Consider the following 22,350-nt stretch of genomic DNA (forward strand, 5'->3'; position numbering starts at 1 on the left):
CCCCGGCGCGCTAGGCGGAGGCGCTGCGCACGCGGCGCTCGCCGGCCGTCACGGGCACGCCGAGCCGGTTCTGCGCGGGCGGCAGCGGGCAGTTGTAGTGGGGCGAGAAGCCGCACGGCGGGATGTAGGCCCGGTTGAAGTCCAGGAGCACCGGACCGGGGGTGCCCGCGTCGGCCGCGCCGCCGATCCGCTGCACGACGAGGAAGCGGCCGACGGGGTAGCTCGCGAGCTCCGGGTCGTCGCTGCGGTTGGTCGGATCGCCGAACGGGACGAGGAGCGTGCCGCCGTCGTCGAACGCCGCGACCGTGTACTCGCGGGCGCGCCCGTCGTTTACGAGCGAGAAGGTGATGTCGCCGGGCACGACGAGCTCGCGGGTAGCGCCGTTGTCGCGCAGGTGCTCGAACGGGACGGTGCGGTCCTCGGCGACCGGCTCGAACCACGCCTCGAGCACCCAGGCGGCGTCGAACGGGAAGGTCTCGATGGCGTCGAAGGAGCGGATGCCGTCGGAGGCCGCGTCCCAGACGCGGTAGCCGTACTCCGGCTCGCCGGTGTCGAGGTTCTCGCGGCGCATCCGCGTCAGGGTCGCCGAGGGGCCGTAGCCGGCCAGCGCCTGCTCGTCGTCGACGCTCTCGCCGGGCTCGAGCCAGCGCGTCTCGACGAGGGCGAGATCGCCCCGGGGTCCGGTGACGCGCTCGACGCGTCGGGCGAGCCACGACTCCCAGCCGGCGCGCGCCGACTCCGTGAGGTCGATCGAGGCGCGGGAGGGGGCGGTGACGCTGCTGCTCGGAGTGGCCATGGGGCGTGCAACGCGGGGCCGTCCGGTTCTCTTCCCGGTCGATGACCGGACGGCGGACGGGCTCCCGCGAGAAAGAGCTCGACGCCCTGCGGCAGCGGCAGGGCCGGCTGCTCGGACGGGGCGTCGAGCTCTTCGTGAGAGAGAGGATGCTCCTCCGCGGCGCCGAGCGCAAGAGGCATCCGGATCCCGCTGTCGGGACGGGCCGCTTCGGATCGCTCGGTAGACTGGACCGCCTGTTTTCCCGCGGCCCCCGGAGCGCATCCCGCGCCTCCCGGCCCGCGGCGGCGGACCCTCGGAAGGCGGACGATGACGGACGGCAGCACTGTGCAGGCCACCGAGCTCTCTCGGGAGCGCGACTACGTGGCGGCGCTCTACGCCCGCCTCGACGAGCTGATCGCCCAGGCCCGCGAGGCTCTGGACACCGTCCGCATCGAGAGCGTCGGCGGCAACCACCAGAGCCGCTCCGAGCGCGACGCGTACGCGCGGCTCTACGAGGACCGCATCCGCTCGCTCACCGGCGCCGACGACCGGCTCGCCTTCGGCCGGCTGACGCTCGCGGACGCCGACGCCGAGCACCGCTACATCGGCCGGATCGGCCTGCGCGACGAGGAGCAGGACACGCTGCTGCTCGACTGGCGCGCCCCGCAGTCGGCCGCGTTCTACCAGGCCACCGCTGCCCGGCCGATGGGGACGCGCGCCCGGCGCCACCTCACCACTCGGGGCCGCGAGGTCCTCCGCTTCGAGGACGAGGTCTTCGACGAGGAGCTGCTGCGCGAGGGCACAGTGCTGCAGGGCGAGGGCGCGCTCATGGCGGCCCTCGGCGCGCAGCGCACCGGCCGGATGCACGACATCGTCGCGACCATCCAGAGCGAGCAGGACCGCATCATCCGGTCCGAGCTGCGCGGCGTGCTCGTCGTGCAGGGCGGGCCGGGCACCGGCAAGACCGCGGTCGCCCTGCACCGGGCCGCCTACCTCCTCTACTCCTACCGCGACCGCATCGCCTCCTCCGGCGTGCTCGTGGTCGGCCCCTCGCGGTCCTTCCTCCGCTACATCGAGGCGGTGCTGCCCTCGCTCGGCGAGACGGGTGTCGTCCTCTCGACGCTCGGCCAGGTCTACCCGGGCCTCGACCTCGTCGAGGAGGACGTGCCCGCGGTCGCCCGCGTGAAGGGCTCGGCGCGGATGGCGGAGCTGCTCAAGCGCGCGGTCCGCTCCCGCCAGACCGTCCCGGCCGAGACCCAGGTGCTCGACGTCAACGGCGAGAAGCTCCGTCTGGAGCCGCAGGACGTGGAGCGCGCGATCACCCGGGCGCGCGACACCCGCAAGCCGCACAACGAGGCGCGCGTCTCCTTCGTCAAGACGCTGCTCTCGCAGCTCACCCGCCAGCTCGCCGATCAGCTGCGGAGCCACGGCAGCACGGTCGACGAGGCCGACGAGGCGGTGCTGCGCGAGGACGTGCGGACCGCCCACGACGTCCGCGTCGCTCTCAACACCGCGTGGATCCCGCTGACCCCCGAGAAGCTGCTGCAGGACCTCTACGCCCGTCCGAACTGGTTCGCGACCCTCACGCCGCGCTGGACCGCCGCGCAGCGCTCCCTCCTCCGCCGAGACCGCGACGCTCCGTTCACGGTCTCCGACGTACCGCTGCTCGACGAGGCCGCGGAGCTGCTCGGCGCCTACGACGACCTCGCCGACGCCTCGAAGAAGGCCGAGAAGGAGCAGCGCAAGCGCGACGTCGAGAACGCGGAGGCCGCCATCCGCAACATGGGCGTCGACGGCCTCGTCAACGCCAAGGACCTCGCGGCCGGCTTCGCCGAGCGCTCTGTGCTCGGCACCACCGCCGAGCGGGCCGCGGCCGACCGCACCTGGACCTACGGGCACGTCGTGGTCGACGAGGCGCAGGAGCTCTCGCCGATGCAGTGGCGGGTGCTGCTGCGCCGCTGCCCGATGCGCTCGTTCACGATCGTGGGCGACGTCGCGCAGGCGTCCGGCGCCTCCGCCGCCTCGAGCTGGGACGCCGCGCTCCGCGACACCTTCGGCCGCCAGGGCCGGGGAGTGGAGGCGGCGCCGTGGCGCCTGGAGGAGCTGACGGTCAACTACCGCACGCCCGCGCAGATCGTCGCCTTCGCCGAGCGGACGGCGCGCGAGGACGGGCTGGAGATCACGCCGGGGGAGGCCGTGCGCTCCACCGAGTGGCCGGTGCGGACGATCCGCGACCGCGGCGACGCGAGCCTCGCCGAGCGCGTGCTGGCGGCCGTCGTCGAGGACCGGGCGATCGAGGCGGAGGGGACGCTCGCGGTCATCGCGCCCGACGACGACCTCGCCGCGATCGCCGAGCGCCTCGAGGAGCGGTTCGGCCGGGAGGTGGGCCGCGGAGCGACCGGGCTCGACCGTGCGATCGCCGTGCTGTCGACGAACGACGCCAAGGGGCTCGAGTTCGACTCCGTGATCATCGCCCGCCCTCGCCTCATCGCGCAGACCGGCGAGCGCGGCGCCGCATCGCTCTACGTCGCGATGACCCGGCCGACGCAGCGCCTCACGCTCGTGGAGTGAGTGCTCGCAGCCCGCTCCCAGACTCCGCTCCCGAGCGCCGTAGGATCGAGGCATGAGCAGCGAGAACCTGACCAAGCCCGAGGTCGACGCCCCTGAGGGCCCGGCCCCCGACACCCTCGTCGTCGAGGACATCGTCGTCGGCGACGGCGCCGAGGCGCAGCCCGGCTCGACCGTCGAGGTCCACTACCTCGGCGTCGAGTACGACACCGGCGAGGAGTTCGACTCCTCCTGGAGCCGCGACCAGTCGATCAACTTCCCCCTCAACAACCTCATCCGCGCCTGGCAGCAGGGCATCCCGGGGATGAAGGTCGGCGGCCGCCGCAAGCTGATCTGCCCGCCCGCGCTGGCGTACGGCCCGGCCGGCGGAGGGCACCCGCTCTCCGGCAAGACCCTGATCTTCGTGATCGACCTGCTCGGCACCAAGTAGCTCCGAGCACACGACGAAGGCGCAGCTCCTAACGGGGCTGCGCCTTCTTCACGCGGTCGACCAGCTCGCGCCAGGCTCCGTCGAGCTCGGTCTCGCCGAGGCGGACGAGGTGCGTCTGCACGCGGATCTCGTAGACGAAGCGGTCGGCCCGGCCGGGGGACTCGCCGTCGGCGGCGTCCCAGGGGAGCGAGCCGAGCAGGTCGCGCCAGGCGCGCTCGTCGGGCTGCTGCTCGACGTCGACCCGCCACACCCGGCGGAGGCCGGCGACTCCGCCGCTGCGCGACACGATGACGTCCATGCGCGCGATGCTACCCGCCTCCGCCCTCGAGCGGACCGGCTCAGGCGGACAGCGTCACGCCGACCGTCGTCCAGCCGGTGCGCACGGCGGCTTCGACCTCGGAGCCGGATCCGTAGCGCTCGGCGGCGGCCTGCACGGTGAGCGCCGCGAACGCCTCGAAGTCGGCCGTCGCGGTGAGGACGCCCCCGGTCAGCACGTCGTACCAGACCTGCCCAGCGCGCTCCCATGCCTTCCCGCCGAGGGTCGTCGCCGCCACGGCGAACGCGCGGTTGGGGATCCCCGAGTTGATGTGCACTCCGCCGTTGTCGTCGTCGGTCTCGACGTAGTCGGCCATCGAGCCCGGCTGCGGGTCGGAGCCGAGGACGTCGTCGTCGTAGGCGGTGCCGGGGGCGATCATCGACCGCAGGGCCGTGCCCTGCACCTCGTCGGTGAAGAGCCCCTCGCCGATCAGCCAGCTCGCCTCGTCGGCGCTCTGGCCCGCGCCGTACTGCTCCAGCAGGGCTCCGAACACGTCCGAGACCGACTCGTTGAGCGCTCCGGACTGGCCGCGGTAGACGAGGTTCGCCGTGTACTCGGTGATGCCGTGGGCGAGCTCGTGGCCGATCACGCTCTGCGAGACGGTGAAGCGGCGGAACACCTGGCCGTCCCCGTCGCCGAAGACCATCCGCGAGCCGTCCCAGAAGGCGTTGTCGTAGTCGTCGCCGAAGTGCACGGTCGCGTCGAGCGGCAGCCAGGCGTCGTCGATCGAGTCGCGGCCGTACGCACCCTGCAGGAAGGCCGACATCGCGCCGAGGCCGTCGTACGCCTCGTCGACGGCCGCGTCCCCCGTGGCCGCCTCGCCCTCGCGGCGGACGACCGTGCCGGGCAGGGTCTCCTCGGTCCGCGCGTCCGCGATGGTGCGCTGGAGCGACTGCACGCGGGTGCGCGGCGAGGACGTCGCGGTGGCGGTCGGCGCCCCGCGGTCGGGCGCGGGCTCTCCGGGCCGGACGCGCCGGAACGGCACGTCCTGCTCGAGCGAGCGGCTCGCGGCCCGCGCGGCCCGGGCGAAGGCCGGATCGTCGAGGCGGGCGATGCGGACGAGGAGGTACGGCGGCACGACGGTTCGTCTCATGCCCCGATCCTCGCACCGACGTCCGACACGGTCCCGGGCTCGCCCGGCGGGCCCGCATGCGGTAGCACCGAGCGGTAGCGTGAGCGCGACGAGCGGTTTCCAGCGATCCGGGGCCAGGCCCCGAGGACGACGAGGGCGGACATGGGCATCATCACGCGGGGCTTCTTCGGCAAGAGGGAGGCGGACCCGGACCTCCCGCCGGGCCAGCACCTCGAGAACGGCTTCCCCGTCCTCTCGATCGGGCCCACCCCGAACATCCACGAGTGGGCCTTCTCGATCGACGGCGGCCCCGCGGGCGTGCGCCGCTGGAACCGGGAGGAGTTCGACGCGCTCCCGCACGAGGACGTGCACACCGACATCCACTGCGTGACCCGGTGGTCGAAGCTCGGCACCAGCTGGCGCGGCGTCTCGGTCGACACGCTGCTGGAGGGCCTGGAGACGGACGCCGGCTTCGTCATGGCGCAGAGCTTCGGCGGCTACACGACGAACCTCCCGCTCGCCGAGATCCGAGGCGGGAGGGCCTGGGTCGTCACCGAGTTCGAGGGGAAGCCCCTCGCGGCCGAGCACGGCGGCCCCGCCCGGCTCCTGGTGCCGCACCTCTACTTCTGGAAGAGCGCGAAGTGGGTCCGGACGCTCCGCCTGATGCCCGGCGACGAGCCCGGCTTCTGGGAGCAGAACGGCTACCACATGCACGGGGACCCCTGGAAAGAGGAGCGCTACTGGTGATGTGGACGGAGGCGGTGGCCGAGTCGGTCGCGCCGCTCACGCCCACGTCGCGCCTCCTGGTGCTCCGCGTGCCCGGGTGGCCGGGCCACCTGGCGGGGCAGCACCTCGACGTGCGCCTCACCGCGCCCGACGGCTACCAGGCGAGCCGCTCCTACTCGATCGGCGCCCCGGCCGACGGGGAGCGGGTCGAGCTCGCGGTCGAGCGGCTGGACGACGGGGAGGTCTCCCCGTACCTGGTCGACGGCCTCGAAGCGGGCGACCGGCTCGAGATCCGCGGTCCGATCGGCGGCTGGTTCGTCTGGCGCCCCGAGCAGGCGGAGCCGGTGCAGCTGATCGCGGGCGGGAGCGGCGTGGTGCCGCTGATGGCGATGGCGCGCGAGCACGCCCGGTCCGGGAGCGCGGCGCGGATGCAGCTGCTCTACTCGGTCCGCTCGGCCGTCTTCGCCTACTACCGCGAGGAGCTGGCGGCGCTCGCCGAGCGGCCGGCCGCGACGGGCGGAGTCGCGGTGGACCACGTCTTCACCCGGGTGGCGCCGGCGGGAGCGGCACGTCCGGCCGGCCGCGTCACTCCGGAGCTGCTCGCCGAGGCGGCTCTGCCGGCCTCGCTCGAGCCGACCGTCTACGTGTGCGGCCCGACCTCGTTCGTCGAGGCCGTCGCCACCGCCCTGGTCGAGCGGGGCCACGCGCCCGAGCGCGTCCGCACCGAGCGCTTCGGCGGCGCCTGACGCCTGTCCCCGCGAGGCGCCGCGCCCCGGCGGCGCCCCGGGGGGAGGGATCACTCGAAGGAGACGGTGCGGTTCTCGCCGATGTCGGGCTGTCCGCCGGTGACGGCGGCCTTGAGGACCTTGAACAGCACCACCGGACGCGGCTCGTCGGTCGCCCACAGCTCGACGGTCTCGGCCTCGACGCGGATCAGCGCGACGGTCGGGTCGTCCTTGCCGTCGGGGAACCAGCCGGCGACGGCCGGGGACCACAGCTCGTCCACCTTCGCCGGGTCGTGCACGACGGTCGCCGAGCCGGCCACCGACAGGTAGCCCTTCTTCGACTCGAACGCGACGTTGACGCTCGGGTTCGCGCGGATGTCGTCGACCTTGGGCGACGGGTCCTGCGTGAAGAACCACAGCTCGCCGTCGAAGTCGATGTCCTGGGCCTTGAGCGGACGGCTGACGAGCTGCCCGGTGGCGTTGACGGTGGTGAGGAGCCCGATCCCGGCGCTCTTCACCATCTCGGTGATCTGCTCGCGGTCGTCGGAGTCGGCGGGAGTGATGTCGGTGTCGGTCATGGTGCCGACGCTACGCGGACCGTGCGCCGCCGCAAGGGGTGGCGACGCCTCCCCGCGCGTGTCTAGCGTCGAGGCATGGACACCGAATCGACGTACACCGCCATCCTCGACAGCGGAGCGGAGCAGGAGAGCATCCGCCTCGAGATGATCGACGGCTCCCCGCAGCGCTCCTTCACCCGCCTGGCCGACATCGACGGCGAGGAGGTCGAGGTGGTCTGGGAGCTGGAGCCCGACGACGACGGCTTCCACGTCTACCGCCCGGTGCGGGTCGAGGGCCGCGACGACGACAGCGGACTGGTCTCGGACGACCGGCTGACCGACGGCGGCGGCGCCGACGCGGCCTCCGGCGACTGATCCCCGGCGCGCCCGTCCGCCGGCCTGAGCCGAGCGGGCGGGCGCGCTGTCCCATCCGGCTCGAGGGAGACGCCCCTCCGCTCAGGCCGTCGGGTGCAGGGCGTCGTACCCACGGAACCCCGGTCGGAGTCGCAGCACCGCGGCGAGGATCGCGATGATCGCGAGCCCGCCCGCGAGCGGCGGCAGCCAGAGCAGCGCGAGCGAGGCGAGCAGTCCCGTGTAGAGGTCGCCGACCCGCGGGCCGCCCGTCACCACGACGATGAACACGCCCTGGAGCCGACCCCGCATGTTGTCGGGGACCGCGGTCTGCAGCATCGTCTGCCGGAAGATCGAGCTGACGTTGTCGGAGGCGCCCGCGCCGGCCAGGGCGACCGCCGCCAGCGCGATGAGCCCCGCGTTCGGCGCCGACGCGTCGTGCTGCACGAGTGCGGCACCGAGCAGGACCGCGCCGAACGCGACCACGAACGCTCCGTACACCTGGATCGAGCGGCCGATCGCGAGGCCCTGCCGGCGGACCCCGGTGAGCCGGCCGGAGAAGACGCCGCTGATCAGCGCCCCGATCGCGAACGCGGCCGTGAGGGCGCCCACCGTCACCGCGCCTCCGCCGAGCAGCACGGCGGCGGCCGCCGGGAAGACCACGCGCGGCTGTCCGAAGGTCATGGCCACGATGTCGACCAGGAAGGACATCCGGATGTTCGGGGCGCCCTTCAGGAAGCCCAGGCCGTAGCGGAGGGACTCCAGCCCCGGCCGCTGCCGCTCGCCCTCGGGCACGAGCGCCGGCAGCCCCGCGATGCCGAGGAACGCGGCGAGGAACAGCACGAGGTCGATCGTGTACGTGATCGCGAAACCGGAGGAGGCGACCAGCACGCCGGCGAGGGCGGGCCCCACGGTCACCTCGACTCCGCTCGCGATGCCGCCCAGCGCGGCGGCGGCGGGGACCAGCTCGGTGCGGAGCAGCCGCGGAGCCAGCGTCATCCGGGTGGTCACGATCACCGTCGTCGCCACCGCGTTCACGGCGGTGAGCGCGTAGAGGGAGAGCGGGGTCTCGGCGCCGAGCCAGGCGAGGGCCGCGATCCCCGCGGTCGAGCCCCAGGCCACGACCGCGGCGAGCAGGAGCACCAGGCGGCGGTCGAACGCGTCGGCGAGCATCCCGCCGTAGAGGCCGGCGATCACGGTCGGGACCAGCGCCACCACGCCGACCAGCGCGACCGCGAGGGTCGATCCGGTGAGCTCGTAGATGTGCAGGCCGACCGCGACGATCGTCATCTGGCCGCCGATGCCCGAGATCACGTTGCCGGCCCAGAGCCGGGCGAAGGCCGGGGACTCGCGGAGGGGGGAGACGTCGAGGACGTGGCTGCGCCGGGGGGCGCGGGGGGTCTGGCTCACTCGCTCCATTCTGCTGACTCCGCCGCCCCGGCGGGCCGCGTCGCGCCGATCCGGGGGCTCAGGGGTCATCCCCTAGGGTGAGAGGCATGAGCACGTCATCCGACGGCGCGCCCGGGCGTCAGGGTCCTCCTGCCCCGCGAGCAGCCGGAGCCGCCCCCTCGCGACGCTCGATCCGCACCGCCGCCGAGGCGGGCGCGCGTCGTGCGGCGGCCGCCACGGGCGGTCGGCGCAGCTCCACGGGCGGCGTCCGCGCCGGAGCCGCTCGGACCGGTGCCACGGCCTCGGGAGCTCGCGGTTTCCTCCGCCGCTACGGAGCCGGGATCGTCTCGGTCCTCCTGGCCGTCCTCGCCGTCCCGCTGTCGTTCTTCGTCTGGTACGCACTGATCTCGCTCGGCGCCTACCCGGGCGACCAGGCCGTCAGCGACCTGCTGGTCGGCGTGCTCTACACCGCGCTCGTGCACGCGGTCCTGCTCGCCGGGATCCTGCTCGCCGTCTCCACCCTTCGCGCCCGGCGTCGCGAGAAGCGCCCGCCCATCGCCGGCTGGATCGGCGTGGTCCTCAACGTCCTCGTGCTCGTCTACTGGCAGCTGCTGGTCTCGCCGTGGCTCGTCGTGCTCTGGAACCGGGCCACCGGCTCCTGATACCGCCCTCCCTCTGGTAGAGTCGTCCGGTTGCCGTTCGACGGCCGCGGATCAAGAGAGCCCACGCATCAGGCGCCGGGCACCGCGCAACGAGAGAGAGGGGATCCCATATATGGCACTCGAAGCAGATGTCAAGAAGGCGATCATCGAAGAGTACGCGACCCACCCCGGTGACACCGGATCCCCCGAGGTGCAGGTGGCCGTCCTGACCAAGCGGATCAAGGACCTCACCGAGCACCTCAAGGAGCACAAGCACGACCACCACTCGCGTCGTGGTCTGCTGCTGCTCGTGGGTCAGCGTCGTCGACTCCTCGGCTACCTGTCGGATGTGGACATCAACCGCTACCGCTCGCTGATCGAGCGTCTCGGTCTGCGCCGCTAGCTCCTCCTGGAGCAGGGCGCGGTCTCGATGACACCGCGAACTTCTTGCCGAACGGGCCGTCCTCCTCGCTGAGGGCGGCCCGTTCCGCGTTCCCGGGCGGACGAGGCGCGCGGCGCCGGTCAGGGCAGGGGAGCGGGGCGGTCGACTCCGCCCCACGAGTAGCCGCGCGAGGCCGAGAACCAGTCGGCCGCGGCCCGCTGGAGCGCCGTGTCCTCCTCGGGGCGGCCGGGAGCCTCCACGGCGTCGACGAGCCCGGGCAGGGCGATCCGCCAGGCCGCCGCGCTGCGCTGGGCGCGGGCCCAGTCGCGCGCGCACACCGGGTCCTCGGCCGCCGCGGCGAGAGCCCGCGGCGAGGTCACCCGCCAGCCGGTGTCCGACTCCGCGACCACGACCGCGCAGGTGAGCGCGGCGCCGCGGATGATGCTGTCGGGACCGGCGGAGGGGCCGATCGCCTGATCCTGAGCCGCGACCACCGCGGTGAGCGCGAGCTGCAGCCGGGTCGAGGGCTCGTCGGGCCGCGGTCGGATCCTCCCGTCGCCGGCCGAGACCGAGGCCGCGGATCCGGGTGCGAGGAGCAGCCCGGAGGAGGACTGCGACGCGTGCAGGCTCAGCAGACCCGTCACTCCGTCCGTCCCGCTCGTCACGCCCCGCACCGAGGAGTCGCCGAGACTCCAGACGACGGGGGTGCGGTTGTGGATCGTGAGGCGCCGGTGGTCCTCGTCGAGGCAGGCCACGAGGTGGCCGGCCGGCACGCCCGCTCCGCCCTCGAAGGCGGACGAGGCGGCCAGCAGCTCCCGGGCGTCGTCGCACTGGGCGGGGGCGTCGGAGGCGGCGGCGGCCTGGTCGGCGACCGGCGCCCGGGGGGCGAGGGAGCCCTGCGCGCCCGCGACCGCCGCCGTGGTGAGCGCTGCGGCGGCGAGGAGGAGGACCACGCCGCGCCTGCCCATCCTCCGCACCTCCTGGTCGGAGGCTAGCCCGGCGCGGGCGCTCGGGCCAGCGCTGCGAGGGGCTCGCGAAGTGTCCGGCAGAAATTCTTTCGAGGAATCTCAGACCGGGTGCATCCGAGGAGGCGCCTCGGCCGGAAGTAGTGGTGAAGGCCCTTCTCGACCACCCCCCGACCCCACGCGGGTCCCATCGTGAAAGAGGAACACCGTGACCACCTCCCGCTTCTCCCGCAGCCTGCTCGCCGGTGCCTGCATCGGAACCCTGGCCGTCGTCGGCATCGCCGCCACGCCCGCCGCCGCCGCCGACGCCGACTCGGCCGACCTCTCGGTCCTGCACGCCGTCCCCGACACCCCGGTCGACGTCTACGTCGACGGCAAGCTGACGCTCGACGACTTCACCCCCGGCTCGCTCGCCGGCCCGCTCGACCTCCCCACCGGCACCTACAAGGTCGCCATCACGGCCTCCACCGCCGCGGACGCCAGCGCCCCCGTGATCGGCCCGATCGACATCAGCCTCGAGGCGGGGAAGAGCTACACCGTCGCGGCGCACCTCAAGCCGGACAACACCCCCACCGCGACCCTCTTCACCAATGACATCTCGAAGACCGCCGCGGGCGAGGGCCGGCTCACGGTCCGCCACATCGCCGCCGCTCCGGCCGTGGACATCCTCGCCGGAGGGTCGCCCGTCCTGACGAACGTGACGAACCCGAACGAGGGCGTGCTGAACCTCGCCCCGGCCACGATCTCGACCGTGGTCGCCGCGACCGGGACCACCGCGCCGGTCATCGGCCCGGCCGACGTGCAGGTCCAGGAGGGCGTGAACACGATCGTCTACGCCTGGGGCAGCCTGGAGAAGGGCAACCTCGCTCTCGCGACGCAGACCATCGACGGACTGCACTCCTCGCCGTCGGGCGTCCCCGCCGGTGAGGCCGGCCTCGCCGCGGACAACCGCCCCGACGCCGCCGCGGGCTGGTGGGGCGGAGCACTGCTCGCCGCCCTCGCCGCCGCCGGCGCCGTGCTGATCGGCCGCCGCACCGCCGCCTCGCGTCGCTGACCCGAGGAACCGACCGCCGGGTCGGCCGTGCTGGAGCGCGGCCGTCCCGGCACCCCCGACCACGACCCAGGAGGACGCCATGAGCCGGAGCCCCTTCCCTCTGCGCGTCCTCGCCGTGGTCGGGCTGATCGTGGCCGGTGCCGGTCTCGCCGGATGCGCGGCGCAGGAGTCCCGGGTGGAGCCCGCTCCAGCCGCCGTCTCCTCGGCGCCCCAGCAGCCGGTGCCGGCCACGGTCCCCTCCTCGCCCGCGGCGGCCCCGCCGGGAGCGGTGCCGTCCGTCCCGGTGGCGGACGCCCGGCTCGGCGCGATCCCCGCCCCCACCGCGCTCGCTCCCGAGCGGCTCGTCGTCGACGGGCTCCCCGTCGACATGGCCGTCGAGCCGGTCGGAGTCGCGGACGACGGCTCGATGGAGCTCGTGCCCGACACGCAGGTCGCCGGCTGGTACCGCTTCGGCGCCGGCCTCGACGAGCCGGAGGGCACGGTCGTGATCGCCGCGCACGTCGACTCCCTCGCCTACGGCCTCGGGCCGTTCGTCGAGCTGAAGAAGGCGGTCCCGGGCCAGACCGTGACCCTCACCGGCGCGGACGGCGCGGAGCGCGCGTACACCGTCTCGACGGTGGAGACCACGGAGAAGACCACGGTCGACCTCTCGGCCGTGTTCGCCGCCGACGGATCGCCGCGGCTGGTCCTGATCACCTGCGGCGGCGACTTCGACTACGACACCCGCCACTACCTCAGCAACGTGGTGGTCACGGCCGTCCCGGCCGGCTGATCCGCCCGCCCGAGCCTCAGCGACGTACGATGAGCCTCGCAGCGCCGCACGCCCCCGGGCGGCAGCGCTCCCCGCAGCCCTGGAGGGACCCCCTGATCGAGACCATCGAGCCCGCCGACGGCGCCGAGCCCGACAGCGCTCTCGTGGCCCGGCTCGGCCGCCGCTTCGCCGCAGGGGAGGAGGCGGCGCTCGCCGAGGCGTACTCGCGCTGGTCGCCGCTGGTCTTCACGCTGGCGCTGCGCTCGCTCGGCGACCGCGGCGACGCGGAGGACGTGGTGCAGCGCGTGTTCGTCTCGGCCTGGACCTCGCGCTCGGGCTTCGACCCCGGACGGGCGGCTCTCGGAGCCTGGCTGGTCGGGATCTCCCGGAGGAGGATCGCGGACGCGCACGAGGCGCGGGCGCGCGAGCGGAGGCTCACCGAGGCCCTCGTCGCCGTCACGCCGGTCGAGGAGGGGGAGGCCCCCGTCGACATCGAGGCGCGGATCCTGATCGCCGACGAGCTGGCCCGCCTGGATCCCGTCCCCCGGCGGGTGATCGGCCTCGCCTTCTACGAGGACCTCACCCACACCGAGATCGCCGAGCGCACCGGCCTGCCGCTGGGTACCGTCAAGAGCCACATCCGCCGCAGCCTCGACCGGCTCCGCTCCCGCCTGGAGGTGAGCAGCACATGACCCACCTCGATCCCGACGAGCTCGCCCTGCTCGCCCTCGGCGAGCACTCGAGCGACGCCGAGCAGGCCCACCTGCGCGACTGCCCCGACTGCGCCCGGCAGCTGGTCGAGCTCGGCCACGCCGCGGGCCTGGGCCGTGCGAGCCGTGCTGTCGAGCTGGAGGCGCCGCCCGCGATCGTCTGGGACCGCATCCGCGAGGAGCTCGCCCTCGGCGACCTCGGGCCCGGCGCCCTGCCGTCGTCGGCCGCTGCCGTGCCGCCTCCGCTCGCCCTTCCCCCGGGACGGCACCGTCCCGCCCGCCGCCGCCGGCCCCGCGCTCTGAGCGCCGTGCTGGCCGCTCTCGGCGCGCTCGTCATCGGGGTCGCGGGCGGAGCCTGGTGGCAGGCCTCGCGGAGCGACGACACCGCCGCCGTCGTGGCGCGCGCTGATCTCGCCGCTTTCCCCGACTGGCAGGGAGCGAGCGGAACCGCCGAGCTGGAGGACGCCGACGGCACCCGCCGCCTGCACGTGCACCTCGATGCGCAGAGCGCGGACGACTCGTACCGGGAGGTCTGGCTCCTCGCCGCCGACGCCTCCGGGCTGGTCGGCCTCGGCGTGCTCGACGGGACCGACGGCGTCTTCGCCGTCCCCGACGACGTCGACCTCGCCGAGTACCCGCTCGTGGACGTCTCCCAGGAGCCGTTCGACGACGACCCGGAGCACTCCGGCGACTCGATCGTTCGCGGCCCCCTGCGCGAGGGCTGAGGCCTAGGCCGACCGCTCCGCCAGCACGGCCGTGAGCGCCTGCACCGCGGCGGAGGGGCGCGGCGCCGTGCAGACCGAGAGCTCCCAGACCAGCCCCGGCCAGTCGAGCGCGAGGGCCGTGACGCCCTCCAGCGGCTCGACGCCCGCGCGCGGCACGATCGCCGGCCCCAGCCCCGCCTGCACGAAGCGGGGGATCCCCGGCAGATCGGCGACCTCGGTGGCCACCCGGCGCGACGCCCCGGCCTCGCGGAAGGCGAGGTCGACGGCGACCCTGTTGCCGAAGCCGGCGGGCGTGTCCACGAAGGTGAGCCCGTCGAGGTCCTCCGGGGAGGGCGGTCCCGCCGCGGCGAGCGGATGCGCGCTCTCCACCAGCAGGACGTAGTCGCTGCGCACCAGCCGCGTCACCGCCAGGCCCCGCAGCTGCGTCGCTGGCAGTGCCAGCAGAGCGGCGTCGAGCAGGCCGCGGCGCAGGTCCTCGGCGAGACCGGTGGAGCCGGTGGTCGAGGTGCGCAGGAGCAGGTCCACCAGCGGGTGCCGAGTGCGGAAGACGCCGAGCGCGCCGGGCAGGTCGACGAGGTCGAGGGCGGAGAAGGTGCCCACCCGCACCCGCCCGCGGAGCCCCGCCGCGTCGTCGGTCGCGAGCGAGCGCATCCGGTCGAGGCTGTCGATCGCCGATCGGGCCGAGGGCAGGAGCGCCTCGCCGACTGCGGTGAGCGCCACCCGCCGGGTCGAGCGGGCGAACAGCGGCGAGCCGAGCTCCTGCTCGAGCGAGCGGATGCTCGCCGAGAGGGTCGACTGCACGACGAACAGGCGCGCGGCCGCCCGGGTGAAGCTGAGCTCCTCGGCGACGGCGACGAAGGCGGCGAGCTGGCGGTCGTCCATGCGGCCATTGTCCAACAGGGACGATCAATCCATCCGAGATCCTCCGTTGGACACGGATGATGGGGCGGAGCACTGTGGACACCGTGACCACCACCGAGCGCTCCCTCCCGTCCGTCCACCGCCGCGAGCTCCCGCACCGCCACGGCTTCTGGGTGATCGCCGTCGCCTTCCTCACGGTGATGGCGTTCTCGACCGTGCCGACACCGCTCTACGCGATCTACCAGCAGCGCGACGGGTTCCCGGCCTTCGTCGTCACCGTGGTCTTCGCCGCGTACGCGGTCGGAGTCGTGGCGAGCCTCTTCCTCGCCGGGCACGTCAGCGACTGGCTCGGCCGCCGCCGGATCCTGCTCGCGTCGATCCTCGTCGAGGTCCTGGCGGCCGCCGTGTTCCTGCTCTGGCCGGACGTGCCCGGGCTGATCCTCGCCCGCCTGCTGACCGGGCTCGGCGTCGGCGCGCTCACCGCGACGGCCACCGCCCACCTCTCGGAGCTGCGCGCCGTCGCCCGACCGGAGGAGGGCCCCGGCACCTCCCGCGCCGTCTCCGCCCTCGTGAACATGGGCGGGCTGGCGCTCGGCCCGCTCGTCGGCGGGGTGTTCGCCGTGACGGTGCGCGAGCCCCTGGTCGTCCCGTACGCCGTGTTCCTCGTCCTCCTGGTCGTCCTCGAGATCGGCGTCGCGCTCGTCCCCGAGACGGTCGAGCGGCGCGAGGTCCTCCCGGCGTACCGTCCGCAGCGCCTGGCCGTGCCGGCCGCGTCCCGCGGCGTCTTCCTCTCGGCCGCGGTCGGCGCGTTCGCCGGGTTCGCCGTGTTCGGCCTCTTCACCTCGCTGGCGCCGACCTTCCTCGCCGGGCGCTTCGGCGAGACCTCCCACCTCGAGGCGGGCGCGGTCTCCTTCGGGGTCTTCGCCGCCGGAGCCGTCGCGCAGCTGGTCTCGATCCGGCTGTCCTCGCGGACGGCGCTCCGCCTCGCGGCCGTGGCGCTGACGGCCGGGCTGCTGCTGGTCGCGACCGGCGCCGTGATCGTCTCGGTGTCCGCCTTCATCGTCGGCGGGGTGCTCGCGGGAGCGGGCGTGGGCCTGCTCTTCCGCCTGGCGCTCGGAGTCGCCGGCTCGCTCGCCACCGACGAGACCCGCGGCGAGGTGCTCGCGGCCGTGTTCCTCGCCGCCTACCTCGGCCTCGCGGTGCCGGTCCTGGCGATCGGTGCCGCGCTCGCGCTCCTGCCGGCCGTCCCGGTCCTGCTCGGCTTCGTCGCCGTCGTGCTCGTCCTGGTGCTCGCGGCGATCGCCCGAATGCGGCGCACCGCCTGAAGCGAGCGGGGGAGGGGCCGCGCGCTGGACAATGGGGGCATGAAGCTCTTCCCGTTCGGACGCGGCGACGCGAACCCCCTCCCCTCCGACGACCGCGGCTCGGGCAAGCTCGACGACTACGACTACGAGCTGCGCCCGAAGTCGCGGCGCGGTGACACCCTCCTCCGCCTCGCCGACTCCCGGCCGCACCAGGACGAGATCGCGCGGGTGCTCGCCCTCGGCGAGGACGAGGTCACGGCCGTGATCCCGCGCCGCACCGCGGAGGAGGAGCGCGTGGACGCTCCGATGCCGGTCCGCCTGTTCGCGGCCCAGCGCCCCTCGGGGCTCGTCGGCCAGGTGCCGCGCGGTCTCGAGAACGTGGTCGAGGCCGCCCTCGCCCGGCTCTCGGAGGCGGGGAGGTCGCCCCGCGTGCGGGCCCGCATCGTGACGGTGAGGGGCGGGCTGCGCGTCGAGCTGCTGATGCACGAGACGCGGGGCTGACGGGCGGAGGGCCCGCCGGGTCGGCGCGGTCCATGGAGGAACCGCACCGCGGCTGATAGCATGAACCGGTTCCGAATCCGAAAGCGACCGCCGGTCGACCCAGGATTCGAGCCACGGAGCAGGCCGGCAGGAAGCTGGTCCTCGGTGGTGGAGTCCCGGACGGCGGCAGCGTGCGACAGAGCACGGGCCGCCGCGGCACGAGTCGCAGGCGGCACGTCCCGCTCGCGGCACAGGTCGCGACAGCCCGGAGCTCTTCTACTGGTGGCCAGCACGAACGCCCTCCACACGACGGCGCGGCGCGAAGCCCTGCCGTGGGATCGTCTCGATTCCTGACCGGACCGCTGCTCCGACGAACGCCGGCGCCCAGAAGGGGCGCCGCTGCAGACGTTAAGGAGACAGACCTCTTGGAAGGTCCTGAAATCACATTCGCCGAAGCCGTTCTCGACAACGGCTCGTACGGCACCCGCACCGTCCGCTTCGAGACCGGCCGCCTCGCGCAGCAGGCTCAGGGCGCCGTCGCCGCCTACCTCGACGAGGACACCATGCTCCTCTCGGCCACGTCGGCCTCGAAGAACCCGAAGGACAACTTCGACTTCTTCCCGCTGACCGTCGACGTCGAGGAGCGCTCCTACGCCGCCGGCAAGATCCCCGGCTCGTTCTTCCGCCGCGAGGGCCGCCCCTCCACCGAGGCGATCCTGGTCTGCCGTCTGATCGACCGGCCGCTGCGCCCCTCGTTCGTCGAGGGCCTGCGCAACGAGGTCCAGATCGTCATCACGGTCCTCAGCATCGCGCCGGACGAGTTCTACGACGCCCTCGCGATCAACGCCGCGAGCGCGTCCACGCAGATCTCCGGCCTGCCGTTCTCCGGCCCGGTCGCCGGCGTCCGCCTGGCGCTCATGTCCGACGGCTCCGGCAACGACCAGTGGGTCGCCTTCCCCAAGGCCTCCCAGCTGGAGAACGCCGTCTTCGACCTCACCGTCGCGGGCCGCGTCGTCACCAACGAGGACGGCTCCTCGGACGTCGCCATCATGATGGTCGAGGCCGAGGCCACGGAGTCCTCCTGGAACCTCATCAAGGCGGGTGCGACCAAGCCCAGCGAGGACGTCGTCGCCGAGGGCCTCGAGGCCGCCAAGCCCTTCCTCCGCGCACTCGTCGAGGCGCAGGCGAAGCTCGCCGCCGAGACCGCGAAGCCGGTCAAGGACTACCCGGTGTTCCTGCCCTACGCGCAGGAGACCTACGACAACGTCGCCGAGCTCAGCTACGACGAGCTCGTCCGCGTGTACCAGATCGCCGACAAGGTCGAGCGGCAGGACGCCGACGATGCCCTCAAGGCGCGCGTCAAGGAGCAGATCGCCGAGCGCATCGCCTCGGGCCAGCTCTCGGCCGAGGCCTACAACCAGGTCGGAGCGGCGTACAAGTCCGTCACGAAGGTGGTCGTCCGCGGCCGCATCCTCCGCGACGGCGTGCGCATCGACGGACGCGGCCTGGCCGACATCCGCCCGCTCGACGCCGAGGTGCAGGTCATCCCGCGCGTCCACGGCTCGGCCATCTTCCAGCGCGGCGAGACCCAGATCCTGGGCGTCACCACGCTGAACATGCTCAAGATGGAGCAGCAGATCGACTCGCTGTCGCCCGTCACCAAGAAGCGGTACCTGCACCACTACAACTTCCCGCCCTACTCGACCGGTGAGACCGGCCGCGTCGGATCGCCGAAGCGTCGCGAGATCGGGCACGGCTTCCTCGCCGAGCGCGCCCTCGTGCCGGTGCTGCCGAGCCGCGAGGAGTTCCCCTACGCGATCCGCCAGGTCTCCGAGGCGCTGAGCTCCAACGGCTCGACCTCGATGGGCTCGGTCTGCGCGTCGACCCTGTCGCTCCTCAACGCCGGAGTGCCGCTGCGCGCCCCGGTCGCGGGCATCGCGATGGGCCTCGTGTCCGACGTCGTCGACGGCCAGACCCGCTACGCGGCGCTGACCGACATCCTGGGCGCCGAGGACGCGCTCGGCGACATGGACTTCAAGGTCGCCGGAACCGCCGAGTTCGTCACGGCCATCCAGCTCGACACGAAGCTCGACGGCATCCCGTCGTCGGTGCTCGACGCCGCGCTCAAGCAGGCCAAGGACGCCCGCACCACGATCCTCGCGGTGCTCACGGCGGCCATCGACCAGCCCGACGAGATGGCCCCGACCGCGCCCCGCGTGATCTCGGTGCAGATCCCCGTCGACAAGATCGGCGAGCTGATCGGCCCCAAGGGCAAGACGATCAATGCGATCCAGGACGAGACCGGCGCCGACATCTCCATCGAGGAGGACGGCACCGTCTACATCGGAGCCGTCGACGGTCCGTCGGCCGAGGCCGCGCGTGCGCAGGTCAACGCCATCGCGAACCCGACCAACCCCGAGGTCGGCGAGCAGTTCCTCGGAACCGTCGTCAAGCTCGCGACCTTCGGCGCGTTCGTCTCGCTCCTCCCCGGCAAGGACGGACTGCTGCACATCAGCGAGGTCCGCAAGCTCGCCGGCGGCAAGCGCGTCGAGAACGTCGAGGACGTCCTCGGAGTCGGCCAGAAGCTGCTCGTCCAGATCACCAAGATCGACGACCGCGGCAAGCTGTCCCTCGCGCCCGTCGTGGCCGAGGAGGCCGAGGCCGAGGCTCCCGCCGAGAGCTGATCCCTCCTGCACGACCGTGACGCCCGTCCCACTCCGGTGGGGCGGGCGTCCGTCGTCGGCGGGGGCATGGGGTACGGTGGCGGGACCGCGCCGCACCGCCACGACCGGAGGACTCCGTGACCGACCCGACGCCGCTGGCCACCGAGCCGGAGACGCTGCTCCTCTCGCGCACCCTGGGTCGGACCGGCCTCCCCGTGCATCCGCTCGCCCTCGACGGCTCCGTCTTCGGCTGGGCCGCCGGGATCGACGACACCACCGAGGTGCTCGACGCGTTCGGCCGCCTCGGCGGCACCCTGATCTCGACCGCGGACCACTACGCGACCGGTCGGAGCGAGTACATGATCGGCCGCTGGCTCGAGCAGAGCGGGCTGCGCGAGCGGATGCTGGTCGCGACGAAGGTCGGCCGGCACCCGGACGCGCCGGGACTCGCCCCGGAGGACGTCCGCATCGCGATCGAGGGGAGCCTCGAGCGGCTCGGCACCCGGATCGACCTGCTCTCGTTCGACAGCGAGGACCCCGGGATCCCCATCGCCGACAGCCTGGCGGCGGTCGCGCCGTTCCTGGCGGACGGCTCGGTCGGCGCCCTGGGTGCCGCGCACTTCAGCGGAGCGGCGATCACGGCGCTGCACGAGACGGCGACCGCGTTCGCGCTGCCGTCGCTCTCGGCCGTCGTGTCGGAGTACAGCCTGATGGAGCGCCGGACCTACGAGACCGACGTCGCCCCCGAGGTGGTGCGGCTCGAGCTCGGCACCCTCGCGCGGCTGCCCCTGGCGAGCGGCTACCTCACCGGCGCCCTGCGCAGCCGCACGGACGAGCCGGAGTCGGCCCTGTTCGAGGCGGGCCTGGACTACGTCGGCCGCCACGGCTCCCGCGTGCTCGCTGCCCTCGACGAGATCGCCGGCGCCCACGGCACGGAGCCCGGCGTGGTCGCGCTCGCCTGGGTGCTCTCGCACCAGGAGGTCTCGGCGGCGATCGTCCGGGCCCGGAACGCCGCGGAGCTCGAGTCGCTGTTCGCGGCGGCCGCGCTCCCACTGACCCGGAGCGACATCGCCCAGCTGGACCGCGTCTCCGCCTGAGGCTCTCGCCCGCTGGTCCGCCGCCGTCGGGCGCCGCGCCCCGCGCCGGGCTCGGAGCGGGGCGCGGCGAGGTTCAGTGGCGCAGGATGCGCGCCTCCCACGGGCCGAGCGTCGACCCGGTCGCACCGGCGACGTTGCCGAGGACCGTCTCGGCAGCCGCCCACTCCTCGAGCAGCGGCACGTCGATCGGCTCGCCGGACACGTTCCCGACGACGAGCAGCTCGCCCGGTCCGGTGCGCGTGAAGGCGAAGAGCGCGGGGTGCTCGGGCTCCAGCAGCGCGAAGCGGCCCAGCTGCACCGTCTCGTCGGCGTGCCGCAGCGCGATCAGCGCCCGGTAGTACTCGAAGACCGACCGCTCGGCGGCCCGATCGGCGGCGACGTTCACCTCGGCGGCGTTGGGGTTGACCGCGATCCACGGCTCGCCGGTCGTGAAGCCGGCCTGGAGGCTGTCGTCCCACTGCACCGGCGTGCGGGCGTTGTCGCGGCTCTGCGCGCGCAGCCCGGCGAGCACGGTCGCCGGGTCCTCGCCGCGCTCGCCGACGGCCTCGGCCCAGTAGTTCAGGGACTCGACGTCGCGGAAGTCCTCGATGCCGGCGAACGGGACGTTCGTCATCCCGATCTCGTCGCCCTGGTAGATGTACGGCGTGCCGCGCTGGAGGTGGAGGAGCGTCGCCCAGAGGGTCGCGGACTCGTAGCGGTGCGCGCCGTCGTCCCCGAAGCGCGAGACGAGACGCGGCTGGTCGTGGTTGCCGAGGTACAGGCTGTTCCAGCCGCGCTCGGCCAAGCCGTCCTGCCAGCGCGCGAGGTTGGCCTTCAAGGCGACCAGGTCCAGCGGCACCGGGTGGAACTTGTCGACTCCGTGGTCGATGCCGACGTGCTCGAACTGGAAGACCATGTCGAGCTCACGCCGCTCGGGATCGGTCACGAGCACCGCCTCCTCGAGGGTGACCCCGGGCATCTCGCCGACGTTGAGGAAGGAGCCCTCGCGGTGCGCGAACACGGCCTCGTGCATCTCGCGGAGGTACTCGTGGAGCCGCGGACCCACCCCTCCGACGATGCCCGCGCCGCCCTGCTCGCCGTCGACGGCTCCGACGTCCTTCGAGACGAGGTTGATCACGTCCATCCGGAAGCCGTCCACTCCGCGGTCGAGCCAGCGGTTCATCATCGCGTGCACCGCGTGCCGCACCTCGGGGTTCTCCCAGTTGAGGTCCGGCTGCTGCACCGCGAAGAGGTGGAGGAAGTACTCGTCCGTCGCCGGGTCGAGCGTCCAGGCCGGGCCGGAGAAGTAGGAGCGCCAGCCGTTCGGCTCGGCGACGTCGAGGCCGGCGCCGGCGGCCGCCTCGAGCTCGCGGCCGGGCTCGGCCGAGCGGCGCCCGCGGCGCCACCAGTACCAGTCGCGCTTCGGGTCCTCCTGCGAGGAGCGGGACTCGACGAACCAGGCGTGCTCGTCGCTCGTGTGGTTGACCACGAGGTCCATCACGATGCGGATGCCGCGCTCGTGGGCCTCCGCGAGGAGCAGGTCGAACTCCTCCAGCGTCCCGAACCGCGGGTCGATGTCCTCGTAGTCCGAGATGTCGTAGCCGTTGTCGTGCTGCGGCGACGGGTAGACCGGCGAGAGCCAGATCACGTCGACCCCCAGGTCGGCGAGGTGGTCGAGCTTCGAGCGGATGCCGCCCAGGTCGCCGATGCCGTCGCCGTTCGAGTCCGCGAACGAGCGCGGGTAGATCTGGTAGACGACGGCGCTCGTCCACCAGGGCGCGGACGTCTCCCGCTCGGGGGAGCCGGGGGTCGGGGCGGCGGTCTCGGAG

23 protein-coding genes are annotated in these 22,350 nt (G+C 73.6%); 15 read left to right on the forward strand and 8 right to left on the reverse strand.

Annotation, left to right across the window (positions count from 1 at the left end; translation table 11 throughout):
* Positions 1–10: 10 nt before the first annotated feature.
* Complete coding sequence (locus C5B95_RS06690; RefSeq protein ID WP_104348763.1) at positions 11–796, reverse strand: DUF1684 domain-containing protein; 786 nt, start codon at positions 794–796, stop codon at positions 11–13.
* 306 nt (positions 797–1,102) lie between these two features.
* On the opposite strand from C5B95_RS06690, the gene C5B95_RS06695 reads away from it, so the two are divergent.
* Together C5B95_RS06695 and C5B95_RS06700 are read left to right on the forward strand one after the other, a co-directional pair.
* On the forward strand, positions 1,103–3,346 hold the full coding sequence (locus tag C5B95_RS06695) for a UvrD-helicase domain-containing protein (protein WP_104348764.1): 2,244 nt from the start codon (positions 1,103–1,105) through the stop codon (positions 3,344–3,346).
* Positions 3,347–3,398: 52 nt separating this feature from the next.
* Positions 3,399–3,773, forward strand: coding sequence for an FKBP-type peptidyl-prolyl cis-trans isomerase (locus tag C5B95_RS06700; RefSeq protein ID WP_104226280.1), 375 nt, complete (start codon positions 3,399–3,401; stop codon positions 3,771–3,773).
* Between the two features lie 28 nt (positions 3,774–3,801).
* Here C5B95_RS06700 and C5B95_RS06705 read toward each other — a convergent pair whose 3' ends face one another.
* Together C5B95_RS06705 and C5B95_RS06710 are read right to left on the reverse strand one after the other, a co-directional pair.
* A complete protein-coding gene (locus tag C5B95_RS06705) occupies positions 3,802–4,071 on the reverse strand; it encodes a protealysin inhibitor emfourin (protein WP_104224822.1) in 270 nt (89 codons plus the stop codon).
* A gap of 40 nt (positions 4,072–4,111) precedes the next feature.
* Positions 4,112–5,182: a M4 family metallopeptidase gene (locus C5B95_RS06710; protein WP_104224821.1), complete on the reverse strand. Its 1,071-nt coding sequence runs from the start codon at positions 5,180–5,182 to the stop codon at positions 4,112–4,114.
* A 141-nt stretch (positions 5,183–5,323) separates the two neighbouring features.
* Here C5B95_RS06710 and C5B95_RS06715 point away from each other — a divergent pair, with 141 nt between their 5' ends.
* Both C5B95_RS06715 and C5B95_RS06720 read left to right on the forward strand, forming a co-directional pair.
* Positions 5,324–5,908 carry a molybdopterin-dependent oxidoreductase gene (locus tag C5B95_RS06715; RefSeq protein ID WP_104224820.1) on the forward strand — a complete coding sequence of 195 codons (585 nt, stop codon included), beginning with the start codon at positions 5,324–5,326 and terminating at the stop codon, positions 5,906–5,908.
* Positions 5,908–6,633 carry a ferredoxin reductase gene (locus C5B95_RS06720; protein WP_104348765.1) on the forward strand — a complete coding sequence of 242 codons (726 nt, stop codon included), beginning with the start codon at positions 5,908–5,910 and terminating at the stop codon, positions 6,631–6,633. Before C5B95_RS06715 ends, C5B95_RS06720 begins: the two co-directional genes overlap by 1 nt.
* Positions 6,634–6,683: 50 nt before the next feature.
* On the opposite strand, the gene C5B95_RS06725 is transcribed toward C5B95_RS06720, so the two are convergent.
* Positions 6,684–7,190 carry a pyridoxamine 5'-phosphate oxidase family protein gene (locus C5B95_RS06725; RefSeq protein WP_104224818.1) on the reverse strand — a complete coding sequence of 169 codons (507 nt, stop codon included), beginning with the start codon at positions 7,188–7,190 and terminating at the stop codon, positions 6,684–6,686.
* A 75-nt stretch (positions 7,191–7,265) separates the two neighbouring features.
* Between C5B95_RS06725 and C5B95_RS06730 the strand changes: the two genes are divergently transcribed.
* Positions 7,266–7,544, forward strand: a complete 279-nt coding sequence (locus C5B95_RS06730; RefSeq protein WP_104224817.1) for a hypothetical protein — start codon at positions 7,266–7,268, stop codon at positions 7,542–7,544.
* A gap of 81 nt (positions 7,545–7,625) precedes the next feature.
* Here the strand turns inward: C5B95_RS06730 and C5B95_RS06735 are convergent, their stop codons facing one another.
* The gene (locus tag C5B95_RS06735; protein ID WP_258059846.1) at positions 7,626–8,930 is read right to left on the reverse strand and encodes an MFS transporter; all 1,305 of its coding nucleotides are present in this window, start codon (positions 8,928–8,930) and stop codon (positions 7,626–7,628) included.
* An 86-nt stretch (positions 8,931–9,016) separates the two neighbouring features.
* Here C5B95_RS06735 and C5B95_RS06740 point away from each other — a divergent pair, with 86 nt between their 5' ends.
* Both C5B95_RS06740 and rpsO read left to right on the forward strand, forming a co-directional pair.
* Positions 9,017–9,571, forward strand: a complete 555-nt coding sequence (locus C5B95_RS06740) for a hypothetical protein (protein ID WP_104224815.1) — start codon at positions 9,017–9,019, stop codon at positions 9,569–9,571.
* Positions 9,572–9,683: 112 nt separating this feature from the next.
* The gene (gene rpsO, locus C5B95_RS06745) at positions 9,684–9,953 is read left to right on the forward strand and encodes a 30S ribosomal protein S15 (RefSeq protein ID WP_068252328.1); all 270 of its coding nucleotides are present in this window, start codon (positions 9,684–9,686) and stop codon (positions 9,951–9,953) included.
* A gap of 119 nt (positions 9,954–10,072) precedes the next feature.
* Here rpsO and C5B95_RS06750 read toward each other — a convergent pair whose 3' ends face one another.
* Entirely contained in the window at positions 10,073–10,900 is an 828-nt protein-coding gene (locus C5B95_RS06750; protein ID WP_104348767.1) for a hypothetical protein, read from the reverse strand.
* A 205-nt stretch (positions 10,901–11,105) separates the two neighbouring features.
* Here C5B95_RS06750 and C5B95_RS06755 point away from each other — a divergent pair, with 205 nt between their 5' ends.
* The 4 genes from C5B95_RS06755 (at position 11,106) to C5B95_RS06770 (ending at position 14,137) form a co-directional block, all read left to right on the forward strand.
* Complete coding sequence (locus C5B95_RS06755) at positions 11,106–11,951, forward strand: DUF4397 domain-containing protein (RefSeq protein ID WP_104224813.1); 846 nt, start codon at positions 11,106–11,108, stop codon at positions 11,949–11,951.
* A gap of 79 nt (positions 11,952–12,030) precedes the next feature.
* Positions 12,031–12,723 carry a class F sortase gene (locus C5B95_RS06760; protein ID WP_104348768.1) on the forward strand — a complete coding sequence of 231 codons (693 nt, stop codon included), beginning with the start codon at positions 12,031–12,033 and terminating at the stop codon, positions 12,721–12,723.
* A gap of 29 nt (positions 12,724–12,752) precedes the next feature.
* The gene (locus C5B95_RS06765) at positions 12,753–13,394 is read left to right on the forward strand and encodes an RNA polymerase sigma factor (RefSeq protein ID WP_104348769.1); all 642 of its coding nucleotides are present in this window, start codon (positions 12,753–12,755) and stop codon (positions 13,392–13,394) included.
* Positions 13,391–14,137, forward strand: coding sequence for an anti-sigma factor (locus tag C5B95_RS06770; RefSeq protein ID WP_104348770.1), 747 nt, complete (start codon positions 13,391–13,393; stop codon positions 14,135–14,137). Before C5B95_RS06765 ends, C5B95_RS06770 begins: the two co-directional genes overlap by 4 nt.
* Before the next feature lie 3 nt (positions 14,138–14,140).
* Here the strand turns inward: C5B95_RS06770 and C5B95_RS06775 are convergent, their stop codons facing one another.
* Entirely contained in the window at positions 14,141–15,019 is an 879-nt protein-coding gene (locus C5B95_RS06775; RefSeq protein ID WP_104348771.1) for a LysR family transcriptional regulator, read from the reverse strand.
* A gap of 83 nt (positions 15,020–15,102) precedes the next feature.
* Between C5B95_RS06775 and C5B95_RS06780 the strand changes: the two genes are divergently transcribed.
* The 4 genes from C5B95_RS06780 to C5B95_RS06795 all read left to right on the forward strand — a co-directional run bounded on the left by C5B95_RS06780 (position 15,103) and on the right by C5B95_RS06795 (position 20,542).
* Complete coding sequence (locus tag C5B95_RS06780; RefSeq protein ID WP_258059849.1) at positions 15,103–16,323, forward strand: MFS transporter; 1,221 nt, start codon at positions 15,103–15,105, stop codon at positions 16,321–16,323.
* A 39-nt stretch (positions 16,324–16,362) separates the two neighbouring features.
* Positions 16,363–16,803, forward strand: a complete 441-nt coding sequence (locus C5B95_RS06785; RefSeq protein WP_104348773.1) for a hypothetical protein — start codon at positions 16,363–16,365, stop codon at positions 16,801–16,803.
* Positions 16,804–17,207: 404 nt separating this feature from the next.
* Positions 17,208–19,466, forward strand: a complete 2,259-nt coding sequence (locus C5B95_RS06790) for a polyribonucleotide nucleotidyltransferase (protein WP_104226293.1) — start codon at positions 17,208–17,210, stop codon at positions 19,464–19,466.
* 116 nt (positions 19,467–19,582) lie between these two features.
* A complete protein-coding gene (locus tag C5B95_RS06795) occupies positions 19,583–20,542 on the forward strand; it encodes an aldo/keto reductase (protein WP_104226294.1) in 960 nt (319 codons plus the stop codon).
* A gap of 73 nt (positions 20,543–20,615) precedes the next feature.
* Here C5B95_RS06795 and C5B95_RS06800 read toward each other — a convergent pair whose 3' ends face one another.
* Positions 20,616–22,268, reverse strand: coding sequence for an alpha-glucosidase (locus tag C5B95_RS06800; RefSeq protein WP_104348778.1), 1,653 nt, complete (start codon positions 22,266–22,268; stop codon positions 20,616–20,618).
* Positions 22,269–22,350 lie beyond the last annotated feature (82 nt).

The sequence above is a fragment of the Rathayibacter sp. AY1A7 genome, assembly GCF_002930845.1.
Lineage (GTDB): Bacteria > Actinomycetota > Actinomycetes > Actinomycetales > Microbacteriaceae > Rathayibacter.

Coding starts and splice junctions, on each gene's coding strand:
- C5B95_RS06715 (WP_104224820.1), top strand. CDS start 5,324: ATGGGCATCATCACGCGGGGCTTCTTCGGCAAGAGGGAGGCGGACCCG.
- C5B95_RS06765 (WP_104348769.1), top strand. CDS start 12,753: ATGAGCCTCGCAGCGCCGCACGCCCCCGGGCGGCAGCGCTCCCCGCAG.
- C5B95_RS06695 (WP_104348764.1), top strand. CDS start 1,103: ATGACGGACGGCAGCACTGTGCAGGCCACCGAGCTCTCTCGGGAGCGC.
- C5B95_RS06760 (WP_104348768.1), top strand. CDS start 12,031: ATGAGCCGGAGCCCCTTCCCTCTGCGCGTCCTCGCCGTGGTCGGGCTG.
- C5B95_RS06700 (WP_104226280.1), top strand. CDS start 3,399: ATGAGCAGCGAGAACCTGACCAAGCCCGAGGTCGACGCCCCTGAGGGC.
- C5B95_RS06725 (WP_104224818.1), bottom strand. CDS start 7,190: ATGACCGACACCGACATCACTCCCGCCGACTCCGACGACCGCGAGCAG.
- rpsO (WP_068252328.1), top strand. CDS start 9,684: ATGGCACTCGAAGCAGATGTCAAGAAGGCGATCATCGAAGAGTACGCG.
- C5B95_RS06730 (WP_104224817.1), top strand. CDS start 7,266: ATGGACACCGAATCGACGTACACCGCCATCCTCGACAGCGGAGCGGAG.
- C5B95_RS06710 (WP_104224821.1), bottom strand. CDS start 5,182: ATGAGACGAACCGTCGTGCCGCCGTACCTCCTCGTCCGCATCGCCCGC.
- C5B95_RS06740 (WP_104224815.1), top strand. CDS start 9,017: ATGAGCACGTCATCCGACGGCGCGCCCGGGCGTCAGGGTCCTCCTGCC.
- C5B95_RS06705 (WP_104224822.1), bottom strand. CDS start 4,071: ATGGACGTCATCGTGTCGCGCAGCGGCGGAGTCGCCGGCCTCCGCCGG.
- C5B95_RS06690 (WP_104348763.1), bottom strand. CDS start 796: ATGGCCACTCCGAGCAGCAGCGTCACCGCCCCCTCCCGCGCCTCGATC.
- C5B95_RS06750 (WP_104348767.1), bottom strand. CDS start 10,900: ATGGGCAGGCGCGGCGTGGTCCTCCTCCTCGCCGCCGCAGCGCTCACC.
- C5B95_RS06785 (WP_104348773.1), top strand. CDS start 16,363: ATGAAGCTCTTCCCGTTCGGACGCGGCGACGCGAACCCCCTCCCCTCC.
- C5B95_RS06770 (WP_104348770.1), top strand. CDS start 13,391: ATGACCCACCTCGATCCCGACGAGCTCGCCCTGCTCGCCCTCGGCGAG.
- C5B95_RS06720 (WP_104348765.1), top strand. CDS start 5,908: ATGTGGACGGAGGCGGTGGCCGAGTCGGTCGCGCCGCTCACGCCCACG.
- C5B95_RS06775 (WP_104348771.1), bottom strand. CDS start 15,019: ATGGACGACCGCCAGCTCGCCGCCTTCGTCGCCGTCGCCGAGGAGCTC.